General features: G+C 72.1%; 6 protein-coding genes. 1 reads left to right on the plus strand and 5 read right to left on the minus strand.

Features of this window, described 5'->3' with window-relative positions; all coding sequences use genetic code 11:
* Positions 1 to 119 precede the first annotated feature (119 nt).
* Complete coding sequence (gene uvrA / locus KZ686_RS05915) at positions 120 to 6,041, minus strand: excinuclease ABC subunit UvrA (protein ID WP_265633222.1); 5,922 nt, start codon at positions 6,039 to 6,041, stop codon at positions 120 to 122.
* A 512-nt stretch (positions 6,042 to 6,553) separates the two neighbouring features.
* On the opposite strand from uvrA, the gene KZ686_RS05920 reads away from it, so the two are divergent.
* Positions 6,554 to 7,918, plus strand: a complete 1,365-nt coding sequence (locus KZ686_RS05920; protein WP_265633223.1) for an ankyrin repeat domain-containing protein — start codon at positions 6,554 to 6,556, stop codon at positions 7,916 to 7,918.
* A 183-nt stretch (positions 7,919 to 8,101) separates the two neighbouring features.
* On the opposite strand, the gene KZ686_RS05925 is transcribed toward KZ686_RS05920, so the two are convergent.
* From KZ686_RS05925 to KZ686_RS05940, 4 genes are all read right to left on the minus strand, one after another.
* Positions 8,102 to 9,841, minus strand: a complete 1,740-nt coding sequence (locus tag KZ686_RS05925) for a TolC family protein (RefSeq protein ID WP_265633224.1) — start codon at positions 9,839 to 9,841, stop codon at positions 8,102 to 8,104.
* Positions 9,842 to 9,978: 137 nt separating this feature from the next.
* Entirely contained in the window at positions 9,979 to 11,142 is a 1,164-nt protein-coding gene (locus KZ686_RS05930; RefSeq protein ID WP_265633225.1) for an ABC transporter permease, read from the minus strand.
* A gap of 44 nt (positions 11,143 to 11,186) precedes the next feature.
* Positions 11,187 to 12,215, minus strand: coding sequence for an ABC transporter ATP-binding protein (locus tag KZ686_RS05935; protein WP_265633226.1), 1,029 nt, complete (start codon positions 12,213 to 12,215; stop codon positions 11,187 to 11,189).
* Positions 12,212 to 13,363, minus strand: a complete 1,152-nt coding sequence (locus KZ686_RS05940; protein WP_265633227.1) for an HlyD family secretion protein — start codon at positions 13,361 to 13,363, stop codon at positions 12,212 to 12,214. The genes KZ686_RS05935 and KZ686_RS05940 overlap by 4 nt, the downstream gene beginning before the upstream one ends.
* Positions 13,364 to 13,367: the final 4 nt, after the last annotated feature.

Genomic DNA, 13,367 nt, shown 5'->3' on the forward strand with positions numbered 1-13,367 from the left:
TCCCGTTCGGCTTCGCGGGAAGGATGTGCGCGCTGGTGGTGCTTCGCCAGAGCCCATGGCAGAAGAGGCCGCTCGCGCGGCCTCTTCTGCTTCTTCTGCTGTCTGGGGATCGAGCGGGGCTATGCCACTGCCCCGCGCACCACCCTCGGCCCGACCTCGTTGGCCGCGACCGCCGCGGTGCGCGCCAGCACCGGCACCAGCGCCGCCCCGGTATGGCTGCCCGGCGTGCGCGCCAGGACGTCCGGCGGTGCCGCCGCGACGATGGTGCCGCCGCCGTCGCCGCCTTCCGGACCGAGGTCGATGACCCAGTCGGCTTCGGCGATCACGTCGAGGTCGTGCTCGATCACCACCACGCTGTGGCCGCCGTCGACCAGCCGGTGCAGCACGCGGATCAGCTTGGCGACGTCCGCCATATGCAGGCCCACGGTCGGCTCGTCCAGCACGTACAGCGTATGCGGCGGCTTCTGGCCGCGGCGCGTGATGTCGTCGCGCACCTTGGCCAGTTCGGTGACCAGCTTGATCCGCTGTGCCTCGCCGCCCGACAGCGTCGGCGACGGCTGGCCCAGCGTCAGGTAGCCGAGTCCCACGTCCTTGAGCAGCTGCAGCGGATGCGCGATGTTCGACTGCGCGGCAAAGAACTCCACCGCCTCGTCGATCTCCATCGTCAGCACCTCGCCGATATTGCGGCGGCGCCAGGACACCGCCAGCGTCTCCGCGTTGAAGCGCTGGCCGTGGCAGACGTCGCACAGCACCTTGACGTCCGGCAGGAAACTCATGCCGATGGTGCGCACGCCCTGGCCCTCGCAGGCCGGGCAGCGGCCGTCGCCGGTGTTGAACGAGAAGCGCGACGCGGTATAGCCACGCGCGCGCGCCTCCAGCGTATCGGCGAAGAGCCGCCGGATCGCGTCCCAGACGCCGATGTAGGTGGCCGGGCACGAGCGCGGCGTCTTGCCGATCGGGGTCTGGTCGACCTCGAGCACGCGGTCGATCGCCTCCCAGCCGGTCACCGACTCGCAGCCCTGCCAGACATGCTGGACGTCGAGCTTCCTCACGCCCTTGCTGGCGCCCGCGGTGCCCGCCGCCGTCTCGCTTGCCTGCGCCGACTTGCGCGCGCGGCGCGTGGCCGGCGACGACAGCACCGAGCGGCCGACCGCATCGAGCAGGTTGGTCATCAGCACATCGCGCGCCAGCGTGGACTTGCCCGAGCCGCTGACGCCGGTGATCGCCACCAGCCGCGACAGCGGCAGGCTGGCGGTGACGTTGCGCAGGTTGTGCAGCGTGGCGCCGTGCACGGTCAGCCAGCGCTCGGGCACGGCCGCGTCGGCAGTGCTCGCCTTGCCTCGCGCTGCCGCCACCGACACGGGCCGGCGCGCCTGCAGCGGATGGACGATCGGCCGGGCCAGGAACTGCCCGGTCAGCGACGACGGCTGCGCCGCCAGATCGGCGACGCCGCCTTGCGCGACCACATGGCCGCCGCGCTTGCCGGCGCCGGGGCCGATGTCGATGATGTGGTCGGCGCGGCGGATGGTGTCCTCGTCGTGCTCGACCACCACCAGCGTGTTGCCCTTGTCGCCGAGCTTGCGCAGCGCGTCGAGCAGGATGCGGTTGTCGCGCGGATGCAGGCCGATGGTCGGTTCGTCCAGCACATAGCAGACGCCCTGCAGATTGCTGCCGAGCTGCGCCGCCAGCCGGATCCGCTGCGCCTCGCCGCCCGACAGGCTGGGCGCGGCGCGGTCCAGGCTCAGGTAGCCCAGGCCGACCTCCTCGAGGAATTCGAGCCGGCTGCGGATCTCGCTGACCACGTCGCGCGCGATCTCGGCGTCGCGGCCGCCCAGCGTCAGCTGCTCGATCCACGCGCGGGTCTGCGACACGGTCCACTGCGCGATGTCGACGATCGAGCGGCCGGCGAAGCTGACCGCGCGCGCGGCCGCGTTCAGCCGCGTGCCGTGGCACGAGGGGCAGGCCGCATGGCCGACCCCTTCGGGCTCGAGCTCCTCCGACGGCAGCGTCTGCTCGCGGCCGCGTTCGTCGCCGCCGATCACGCTGTCGTCATAGGCGGCGCGCTGCTCGCCCGTCAGCGCCAGGCCCGTGCCGACGCAGCTCTCGCACCAGCCATGCTTGCTGTTGTACGAGAACATGCGCGGGTCCAGCTCGGGATAGCTGGTGCCGCATTGCGGGCAGGCGCGCTTGGTCGAGAAGACCTTGGTCTGGCCGACGCCATCGCCGTTGTGGCCGTTGCCGAACGCTTCGCGCAGGCCGTCCAGCGGCGCCAGCAGATGCATCACGCCCTTGCCGTGCTCGAGCGCCTGCTCCAGCAGCGCGCGCAGCGCCGCCTCGTTGTCGGGAGAGACCACCACGTCGCCGACCGGCAGCTCGATCGTGTGTTCGCGGAAGCGGTCCAGCCGCGGCCACGGATCGACCGGCAGGAAGGCACCGTCGACGCGCAGGTGCGTATGGCCGCGCGCCTTGGCCCATTTGGCGAGATCGGTATAGACGCCCTTGCGGTTGACCACCAGCGGCGCCAGCAGGCCGACGTGCTGGCCGCGGTATTCCCGCAGCAGCTGCGCGACGATCGATTCGGGGCTCTGCGCGCTGACCGGCGTGCCGTCGTGCACGCAGTGCTGCAAGCCGAGCTTCACGTACAGCAGCCGCAGGAAGTGCCAGACCTCGGAGGTGGTCGCCACCGTGCTCTTGCGGCCGCCGCGCGACAGGCGCTGCTCGATCGCCACGGTCGGCGGAATGCCGAACACCGCGTCGACCTCGGGCCGGCCCGCGGGCTGCACGATCGAGCGCGCGTAGGCGTTCAGCGATTCGAGATAGCGCCGCTGGCCCTCGTGGAACAGGATGTCGAAGGCCAGCGTCGACTTGCCCGAGCCCGACACGCCGGTCACCACGTTGAACTTGTTGTGCGGGATATCGACGTTCAGCGACTTCAGGTTGTGCTCGTGCGCGTTGACGATGCGCACCACGTTCTCGCCCTGGATTTCGGCCAGCGCGCGCCGCGCGCGGCGGGCCGCCGGCGAGCCGTGCGCCGACTGCAGCCGCAGCGCGTCGTGCTCGGCCTGCGCGTCGCTGCGCCCGATCTGGTTCTCGTACTGCACCAGCGCCGCGCCGGTATGCGAAGCCGCGCACCGCTTGACGTCGTCCGGCGTGCCCGCGCAGACCAGCTGCCCGCCGGCGTCGCCGCCTTCGGGGCCGAGATCGATCAGCCAGTCGGCGGCGCGGATCACGTCGAGGTTGTGCTCGATCACGATCAGCGAATGGCCGCCGTCCAGCAGCTTGCCGAAGGCGCGCATCAGCTTGGCGATGTCGTCGAAGTGCAGGCCGGTGGTCGGCTCGTCGAACATGAAGAGCCGCCCTTCGCTGGCGTCCGGCGCGACCCGCTTGCGCGCGGCCTGCGCGGTCTCGGCCAGGAAGCCGGCCAGCTTCAGGCGCTGCGCCTCGCCGCCCGACAGTGTCGGCACCGGCTGGCCCAGCTTCACGTATTCGAGGCCGACGTCGACGATCGGCTGCAGCACGCGCAGCACCTCGGCGTCGGCGGCGAACAGCGCCACCGCCTCGCTGACGGTCAGCTCCAGCACGTCGGCGATGCCCAGCGCGCGGCCGCCGCGCTCGATCCTGACCTCGAGGATTTCGGCGCGATAGCGCGTGCCGTCGCAGTCCGGGCAGCGCAGGTAGACGTCGGACAGGAACTGCATCTCGACGTGCTCGAAGCCCGAGCCGCCGCAGGTCGGGCAGCGTCCGTCGCCCGAGTTGAAGCTGAAGGTGCCGGCGGTATAGCCGCGCTGCCTGGCCAGCGGTGCCTTGGCGAACAGCTTGCGGATCTCGTCGAAGGCGCCCACATAGCTGGCCGGATTGGAGCGCGCGGTCTTGCCGATCGGCGACTGGTCGACGAACACCGCATCGCCGATCTGCTCGGCGCCGACCAGTGCGCGATGCGCGCCGGGGCTTTCGGTGGCGCGGCCGAAATGGCGGGCCAGCGCGGGGTGCAGCACGTCCTGGATCAGCGTCGACTTGCCCGAGCCCGACACGCCGGTCACGCAGACCAGGCGCTGCAGCGGGATCGACACGGTGACGTCCTGCAGGTTGTGCTCGCTGGCGCCTTCGAGCACCAGCCGCGGCGTGGTGTCGTCGACCGGCCGGCGGACCCAGTCCGACGCATCGGCGACGCGGCGCTGGCCGCTCAGGTACTGGCCGGTCAGCGTGCCGGCGTGGCGGATCTCGGCCGGCGTGCCGTCGTAGACGATCTCGCCGCCGCGCTCGCCGGGGCCCGGGCCCATGTCGATCAGGCGGTCGGCGGCCAGCATCACCGACGGATCGTGCTCGACCACCACCAGCGTGTTGCCGGCATCGCGCAGCCGCCGCATCGCCTCGACGATCCGGTTCAGGTCGCGCGGATGCAGGCCGATGCTGGGCTCGTCCAGCACGAACAGCGTGTTGACCAGCGAGGTGCCGAGCGCGGTGGTCAGGTTGATCCGCTGCACCTCGCCGCCGGACAGCGTGCGGCTCTGGCGGTCCAGCGTCAGGTAGCCGATGCCGACGTCGCACAGGTACTTCAGGCGCGTGCGGACTTCGGTCAGCAGCAGCTTCAGCGCGTCGTCGAGCAGCGCGCTCGGCAGCGTCAGCGTGTCGAAGAAGCGGCGGATGCGCTCGATCGGCAGCAGCATCAGGTCGTGCACGGTCAGGCCGGGCAGCGCCTCGAGCTGGTCGCGCCGCCAGGCCACGCCACGCGGCATCACGCGGCGGGCGGGATCGAGCACGGCATCGGCGTTCTCGCGCGAGCCCAGGCGCCACAGCATCGCCTCGGTCTTCAGGCGTGCGCCGCCGCAGGTCTCGCACAGCGTGTAGCTGCGGTACTTCGACAGCAGCACGCGGATATGCATCTTGTAGGCCTTCGACTCCAGATAGTCGAAGAAGCGGCGCACGCCGTACCACTGGCTGTTCCACTTGCCGTTCCAGGCGGGATCGCCGTCGATGACCCAGTCGCGCTGCGCCTGGGTCAGTTCGGCCCACGGCGTGTCGCGCGGAATGCCGGCGCGCGCGGCGTAGCGCATCAGGTCGTCCTGGCACTCCTTCCATGCCGGCGTCTGCATCGGCTTGATCGCGCCCTCGCGCAGCGTCTTGCGCCGGTCGGGAATCACCAGGCCCAGATCGACGCCGATCACGCGGCCGAAGCCGCGGCAGGCCTCGCAGGCGCCGTAGGCCGAGTTGAACGAGAACAGCGCCGGCTGCGGGTCTGCATAGCGCAGGTCGCTTTCAGGACAGTGCAGGCCGGTGGAGAAGCGCCAGATGGTGGCTTCGGCGTCGGCGGCTTCCCCGGAAGCCGCTTCGCCCTCCGGCAGCACGTAGATATTGACCCTTCCGGCGCCGCGCTTGAGCGAGGACTCGATCGCCTCGACCACGCGCGCCTTGTCGGCGCGCTGCAGGCGGAAGCGGTCGGCCACCACGTCGAGCATCTTGCGCGGGCCTGTCGGCGAGTTCACCACGCGCTGCGCCTGCACGCGGGTGTAGCCGCTGACCGACAGCCATTGCGCGATCTCGTCCTCGGTCGCGGACTCCGGCAGCTCGACGGGGAAGGTCACCGCCAGGCGCGGATCGCCGTCGCGGGTGCGTTCGAGCAGCTCGGCGTAGATCGTCTCGGGGGTGTCGTGGCGCACCGGCAGCGCGGTCTCGCGGTCGAACAGCTGGGCCGCGCGCGCGAACAGCAGCTTCAGGTGGTCGTTCAGCTCGGTCATGGTGCCGACCGTCGAGCGCGAGCTGCGCACCGGATTGGTCTGGTCGATCGCGATCGCCGGCGGCACGCCCTCGACGCGCTCGACCTGCGGGCGGTCCATGCGATCGAGGAACTGGCGGGCGTAGGCGCTGAAGGTCTCGACATAGCGCCGCTGCCCTTCGGCATAGAGGGTGTCGAAGACCAGGCTGGATTTGCCGGAGCCGGACGGACCCGTGACCACCGTCATTTCGCCGGTGCGCAGGTCCAGATCGACTTGCTTGAGATTGTGCTGACGCGCGCCGCGGATGCGGATGACGCCGGAAGACATGGGGGAATCCTTTCGATGGCCGCACCGCGCCCAAGGCCGGGGGCGGTGGAAAGTCGGGCGTAAACTTTAGCAAAAGTCCCGCGGACGCGTCCGAATGCCACCCGGACGCCGCCTGGCGGCCCGCCGATGGCCGCCGGACGCGGGACGCCGCACCGACTGCCGCCGATTCTCCCGGCGCGCTCCTTTGCACAGATTCCGGGTGTTTTCAATAGATTCCGCCAGCCGGCACCCATAGCATGGCGGCGCCGGCGGTGGGCGCGTCCGGTCGAGCGGCATACCGCTCCGGCTGCCGGAATCGCCGCCGGCAGTCTCCGCAGTCCCCCGGCCGCCGCTGGCAACGACAAGCCGCCACCGGCGGCCGCCGGCAGCTACCCGATTCCACAGGCAGCCGCCTGCTCCCACCAGCAAGTCCACCGCCGTCCTTACGCCGCCAGCCCGCCATCCCGGCGCTCGGCTGGCAACCGGCGCCGCCACCTTCCGCGGCGCCCATCCCCAACGCCAGGAGAACACGCATGGTGCTAACAACCAGGAGTCTCGTCGACGCCAAACCTGCCGGTGCGGCGGGCGGCGCACCCACCGTGGAAGGGGCGGAGGTCGCCGCCCTGCATGCCGCCCTGCATGCCGCCATCACGCGCGGCGACGCCGCGGCGATCGACACGCTCGCCGCCGGCCAGCCCGCGCTGCTGCGGGCGCCGGACCGCGATGGCAATACCGCGCTGCACCTGGCGATGCTCGCCGGCGGCGATCTGAAGACCGTCGAACGTCTGCTGCAGCATGGCGCCGATCCGGCGCTGACCAACGTCAATGGCGATACCGCGCTGCATCTGGCCTTCCTGGTCCGGCCGCCCGCGCCGCAGCTGGTACGCGCGCTGCTGCGCCAGCTGGAGTACCAGGGCACCCATGCCGCGAAACTGGCGCTGTCGGCCCGCAATGGCGACCATCAGCCGCCGGTGGCGCTGGCGGCGGACACGCTGGCAGACGACGGCGCGCTGTCGGCCACCATCGGCGAACTGGTCTCGGACTATCTCGGCTGGCTCGCACGCAGCGGTACCGGCGAACTGGCCCACGCCGCCGGCAGCGGAGACGTGGCGCAACTGGCGCCGTGGCTGGCGCGCGCCGAATCCTTGTCGCTGCCGCTGTCGCCGCGCGGACACGGGGCGCTGGCCATCGCCGCCGGGCGCGGCCATCTGGCGGCAATGCGCGAGCTGATCGCGGCTGCGCAGCCGCACGGCGCCTGGCTGATAGACCTGGCCTCCTTTCCCGACGGCGAGACGCCGCTGGCGCGCGCGGCGTCCTTCGGCCGGCGCGACGCGGTGGCGCTGCTGCTCGAACATGGCGCCGCGGTCGACGGGCGCGACGCTGCGCGGCGTACGCCGCTGATGCGCGCCGCGGTCTACGGCCATGCGGACGTGGCCGCGACGCTGCTGGCCGCGGGCGCCGATCCGCGGGCGTGCCAGGCCGAAGGCTGGACGCCGCTCGGCTACGCGGCAGCGGCGCTGCACCCGGAGGTGGTGGCGATGCTGCTGATGCATGGCGCCGGCGATAGCCTGCAGCAGCGCAATGCGGCGCTGCGCACGCCGTTGCTGCTGGCGGCGGCGAGCGACGAGCTGGGGCGGTCCCCGGCGGTGCGGGCGCGCACAGTGGCCCTGCTGCTGCAGGCCGGTGCCGGCGTCGATGCGGCCGATCAGCACGGCACGACGCCGTTGATGTTCGCCGCACGGTCCGGCGACGTCGCCGTGGTCAGGCTGCTGCTCGAGGGCGGCGCCAATGCGCTGCTGCGCAATGCCAAGGGGCACACCGCGCTGACGCTGGCGCAGGCCGCGGGACAGCACGAAGTCGCCGCGCTGCTGGCCGCGGCGGCGAACGCGCCGGTCTGAGGCGGAGCCGAGCTTGGACGCCGGGCCGACGCTTCAGCGCAAGGCCGTGGTTCCGTGGCGCCGCCGGTCCCGCCCCGCCACCAGCCTCCGCCGAGGCTCAGTGCGAGGCCGTCGTCGCGGGGCCGCCGGCGAGTTCCCGCGGCGCGCCGTCGGCCTCGGCCTGCCACCAGCCGCCGCGGAGGTTCAGCGCGAGGCCGTGGTCGCGGGGTTGGCGGCCCGGTGCGGCGGCGGGGCCCCGGCATTGGCCTCGGCCTCGGTCTGCCACCCGCCGCCGCCGAGTGCCTGCAGCAGGGCCGCCGAATCGGCCAGCCGATCGGCGCTGGCCCGCGTCAGCGCCAGCGTGGTTTCGCGATGCTGGCGTTGCGCGTCGATCAGCGCCAGCTGGCTGACGCCGCCGAGCCGATATTGCTCGGTGACGATGGCAAGCGTGGCGGCGGCGCGCCGGGCCGCTTCGGCCCGCGCGCGCAGCGTGGCGGCATCGCTGTGCACCGCCTGCAGCGCATCGGCAACCTCGCGCAGCCCCTGCAGCACCGCCTGCCGGTGCGCCGCCAGCGCCTGGCGATAGGCCGCCTCCGCCGCGCGTTGCCGCGCCCGCAGCGCGCCGCCGCGAAACACCGGCTGCACCAGTCCCGCGGCGATATTCCATACATTGAGGTGATCGAACAGGTCGCCGCCGCTGCGCGACTGCGTGCCCGCGCTCGCCGACAGCGTCAGGCTCGGATACAGGTTGGCGGTGGCGACGCCGATATCGGCGCTGGCCCGGTGCAGCAGCGCCTCGGCCGCGCGGATATCGGGACGCCGGCGCGCCAGCGTCGAGGGCAGGCTGACCGGCAAGGTGTCGGGCAGCCGCAGTTCGGCAAGGCGGAATACCGGCACGGCGGTGGCCGGCGCGTTGGAAGCGGCCTGTCCCGCCTCGCTGTCCGCCCCAGGTTCGGCCGCCGGTCCGCCCGTCGGGGCGCTCGCCGCTTTGTTCGACCGCTCGCTCGACGGTTGGCGCGCGCGTTCGCTCGCCGGTCCACTGGTCGGAGCGCTCGCCGCCTTGTGCGCCGGTTCGCCCGCGAGTTCGCTCACCGGCTCCGCCGCCGCTGCCGGCGGCAATCCCAGATAGACCGCCAGCTGATGGCGCGTCGCCGCCAACTGCCGCGTCAGGCCCGGCAGCAGCGTCTCGGTCTGCGCCAGTTCGCCGCGTTGGCGCTCCGCTTCGACCCTCGCGGTCCCGCCGAGCGTGACCCCTTGCTCGACGATCGCCAGCTGCCGCCGCTGCGCGTCGACCAGCGCCTCGGTGTCCTCGATCTGCGCGCGCAGGCTGGCCTCGCGGATGGCGGCGGTGGCGACATTGGCCGCCAGCGACAGCCGCGCGGCCTCGAGCTCGAAGCGCTGGAAATCCACCGCCGCGCGCAGGCCTTCCAGTTCACGCCGCTGGGCGCCGAACAGGTCCAGCACGTAAGAGACCCGCACCGACGCGCCGTACAGCGTGAAGGGCGGGGGACTGGGGAACGCCGTGATCCCCATCGACTCGATATTGACCTGCTGGCGCGCGGCGTCGAGGCGCGCGTCGATGGCGGGCCACTGCGCGATGCCCGCCGCCGCCGCGTAGTCGTGCTGCGCGCGCTCGAGGCTGGCCTGCGCCTGCGCCAGCGTCGGACTGTTGGCGAGCGCGGTGCGGATGGCGCCATCGAGCGCGGCGCTGCCGAACAGCGTCCACCACTGCGCCGGCACGTCGGCTCCATCGAGCAGACGCTGCGCATCACCGTGCCGCACTGGCGCGGAGGTCGTCGTCGAAGGCGAGGACCCGGCGCCGTAGCGGGTGTCGTCGGGCGCGGGCGGTGCGACGAAGTCCGGGCCGACGGCGCAGCCGGCGAGCAGCGTGGCGGCACCGACGAGCGGTGCCAGCCGTTTGCATCGGAACGCGGACAGGGTCATCGCAATCTCCTTGCTGGCATCGAGGTTTGGCGAACGCATCGGTCGATCGTCACAGCCCGATCGGTCTTCACCGTCGCTTCGGCAGTCGCAGTCGCATCGGCCATCACGGTCGCATCGGCACCACAATCTCACCGCCCTCAATCCAGCGTCCGTCGATAGAAGCGCACCGCGATCGCCATCACCACCGCGGTAAACAGCAGCAACGGCCAGACATTGGGCCAGAGCTCTGTCCAGCCGCTGCCCTTGAGCAGGATGCCGCGGATCATCCGGTGGAAATACGTCATCGGCAGCAGGTTGCCGATCGCCTGCGCCCACTGCGGCATGCCCTGGAACGGGAACATGAAGCCCGACAGCAGGATGCCCGGCAGGAAGTAGAAGAAGGTCAGCTGCATCGCCTGCAGCTGGTTCTGCGCCAGCGATGACAGCGTGATGCCGACCGTCAGGTTGGCGGCGATGAACAGCAGCGCGGCCAGATAGACCGCGACCACCGAGCCGACGAAGGGCACGCCGAAGACCCAGCGCGCCGCCAGCAGGATGATGGTGCTCTGGATCAGCCCGATGAAGACATAGGGCACGATCTTGCCGCTCATCACCTCGAGCGGGCGCACCGGCGTGGCGAGCAGGTTCTCCATCGTGCCGCGCTCGCGTTCGCGCGTCATCGCCAGCCCGGTCATCATCACCATCGTCATCGACAGGATCACGCCCATCAGGCCCGGCACGATGTTGTACTGGGTCAGGCCCTCGGGGTTGTAGAGCCGGTGCACCTGCACGTCGAAGGCCGGCTTGCCGCCGGCGAGCGGCGCCAGTGGGCCCTTCAGGTCCTTGTCGGCGACCGCGACCGGCATCTGCGCCAGCGCGGCCAGCGCGGCGCCGGTCGCCGAAGGATCGGTGGCGTCGGCCTCGACCAGCACCGCGGGCCGTTCGCCGCGCAGCAGCCGGCGCGTGAAATCGGGCGGGATGGTGACGACGAACTGCAGCTCGCCGCGCATCAGCGCCTCGCGTCCCGCGGCCTCGTCCGGCAGCGTGCCGATTACGCGGAAATAGCGCGAAGCCTGCATGCTGGCCACGAGCGAGCGCGTGAATTCGCTGTGGTCGGCGGCGATCACGCCGGTGGGCAACTGGCGCGGATCGGTATTGATGGCGAAGCCGAACAGCAGCAGCTGCAGCACCGGCAGCCCGACGATCATGCCGAACGTCACGCGGTCGCGGCGCAGCTGCAGGAATTCCTTCAGCACGATGCTCCACCAGCGCCGCAGCGAGAAGCCGAGGGGCGCTTCGCCGGCGTGCCCGCCGGCTCTCATATCGCCTCCCGCATCTCCTCTCGCATGGCCTCGCGCATCGCGCCTCACGGTCCGGCCCTCCGTGCATGCCCGGCGGCCCGCCGGTCCGCGCGCGCACTGTTGTCGGCCCGCATGTTGTCGTCCGCCCGGTTCATCATGTGGATGAACACGTCCTCCAGGCTGGTGTCCACCGGTGCGATCCGGTGCCGGCCCTCGCCGGCCAGCCGCCGCAGCGTGGCTTCCAGCGCGGCGGCGTCGCGGCCGGTCACATGCAGCGCGTTGCCGAACACCACGGTCTGCTCGACCGCCGCTTCGTCGGCGAGCTGGCGCGACAGCGCGTTCAGGTCGCCGCCCTCGACCGACAAGGTCGACAGGCCCTGCGCCGCCACCACCTGCTCGGCGGTGCCCTGCGCCAGCAACTTGCCGTAGGCGATATAGGCGAGCTTGTGGCAGCGCTCGGCCTCGTCCATGTAGTGCGTGCTGACCAGCACCGAGATGCCGCGCGCGGCGAGCCGATGCAGTTGCTCCCAGAAATCGCGCCGCGCCTTCGGATCGACGCCGGCGGTGGGCTCGTCGAGCAGCAGCAGCTCCGGTTCGTGCAGCAGGCAGGCGGCCAGCGCCAGCCGCTGCTTCCAGCCGCCCGACAGCGCGCCGGCGAGCTGGCGCGCGCGGCTGGCCAGCCCCAGTCCGTCGAGCGCGCGCTCGACCGCCGCCTTGCGATCGGGCACGCCGTAGACGCGCGCGACGAAGTCGAGATTCTCGCGGATCGACAGGTCTTCCCAGTACGAGAACTTCTGCGTCATATAGCCGACGCGGCGCTTGATCTGCGCGCTGTCGCGCAGGATGTCGAAGCCCAGGCAGGTGCCGTGGCCGGCGTCGGGCGTCAGCAGCCCGCACATCATGCGGATCGACGTGGTCTTGCCGCTGCCGTTGGGGCCGAGGAAGCCGAAGATCTCGCCGCGGCGCACCTGCAGCGTCAGGCCGTCGACCACCTGCTTGTCGCCGAAGCGCTTGCCCAGGTCGTGCACGTCGATCGCCAGTTCGGGGGCATCGCGCTCCATCGTCGGGGTGTCGGCTGGCGCGCTGCCGTTCATGGCCGCGCTCCACTTGCGGGGGCCGTTGGGGCCGATTCGTTCGTTGCCGCCGCAGCCGGCTCGACCTCCACCGGCTGGCCCGGGTGCAGCCGCACCGCGTCGGCCGGCGCCGGACGCGCCTCGACCAGGAAGACCAGCTTGCGCCGCGTCTCGTTGCTGTAGATCACCGGCGGCGTGTATTCGGCCTGGCTGGAGACGTAGCGGATCGTGGCCGGGATCGCGGCGCCGCAGCCGTCGCAGGTCAGCCGTACGGTTTGTCCGGCCCGCAGCGTGCCGACCGCCGCTTCGGGCACGAAGAAGCGGACCTTGACGTTGCCCGGCGGCAGCAGCCGCACCACCGGGCTGCCGGCCGGCACCCATTCGCCCTGCCGGTAGAGCGTGTCGTAGACCAGGCTGCCCGCGGGCGCGGCGATGGCCTTGCGCGAGAGCCGCCAGTCCGCCTGCGCCAGCGCGGCGCGCGCGGCTTCGACCTGGGCCTGTTGCGCGCCGCGGCGCGCTTCGCGTCCGGGCAGTCGGGCCACCGCCAGATCGCTGCGCAGCTCGCGCACCCGAGCGGCGTCGGCCTGGGCGGTGGCGCGGCTCTGTTCGAGCTGGGCCTGCGGGATCGCGCCGATGCGCAACTGCGCCTCGTCGCGCGCCAGCGCGGCGGCGCTGCGCTGCGCGGCGGCCTCGGCCTGCGCCAGTTGCGCGCGGACGGCGTCGATTTCCGGGGGGCGCCGGCCCGTCTGCAGATCGGCGAGCTCCGCTTGCGCGGCTTCGAGCTGCGCGACCGCCTGTGCGCGGGCGGTCGATTCTTCCTCGGTCTCCAGCGCGAACAGCGGCGCGCCGGCGGCGACCTGCTGGCCGCGCTCGACGCTCAGGCGCTCCAGCCGGCCGGGGAAGGGGGAGGCCAGGTGGACGAACTCGCCTTCGACATAGCCTTGCCAGCGGGCGGGGGGCGCGTCGCCGCAGCCGGACAGGACCAGCGCCGCCGCCAGCGCGCCGGCCCCCGCCGGGTTCGGCGCCCAGGCCCGGGCCAGCGCCGCCAGCGCCCAGGCCCGAGCCAGCGCCGCCAGCGCCCCAATCCGTAACCATGCGCTCCGTCGACCTGCCGGAGGCGATGACGCGGGTGGGTGGCAATCGATCTGCGGAAGGTCGGCGGCGGGCATGGCG

Source organism: Cupriavidus cauae (genome assembly GCF_026210475.1).
Lineage (GTDB): Bacteria > Pseudomonadota > Gammaproteobacteria > Burkholderiales > Burkholderiaceae > Cupriavidus > Cupriavidus cauae.

Bases quoted from the DNA above. Each gene is read 5' to 3' on its own strand.
- KZ686_RS05920 (WP_265633223.1), top strand. From the start codon at position 6,554: ATGGTGCTAACAACCAGGAGTCTCGTCGACGCCAAACCTGCCGGTGCG.
- KZ686_RS05940 (WP_265633227.1), bottom strand. From the start codon at position 13,363: ATGCCCGCCGCCGACCTTCCGCAGATCGATTGCCACCCACCCGCGTCA.
- KZ686_RS05930 (WP_265633225.1), bottom strand. From the start codon at position 11,142: ATGAGAGCCGGCGGGCACGCCGGCGAAGCGCCCCTCGGCTTCTCGCTG.
- KZ686_RS05935 (WP_265633226.1), bottom strand. From the start codon at position 12,215: ATGAACGGCAGCGCGCCAGCCGACACCCCGACGATGGAGCGCGATGCC.
- KZ686_RS05925 (WP_265633224.1), bottom strand. From the start codon at position 9,841: ATGACCCTGTCCGCGTTCCGATGCAAACGGCTGGCACCGCTCGTCGGT.
- uvrA (WP_265633222.1), bottom strand. From the start codon at position 6,041: ATGTCTTCCGGCGTCATCCGCATCCGCGGCGCGCGTCAGCACAATCTC.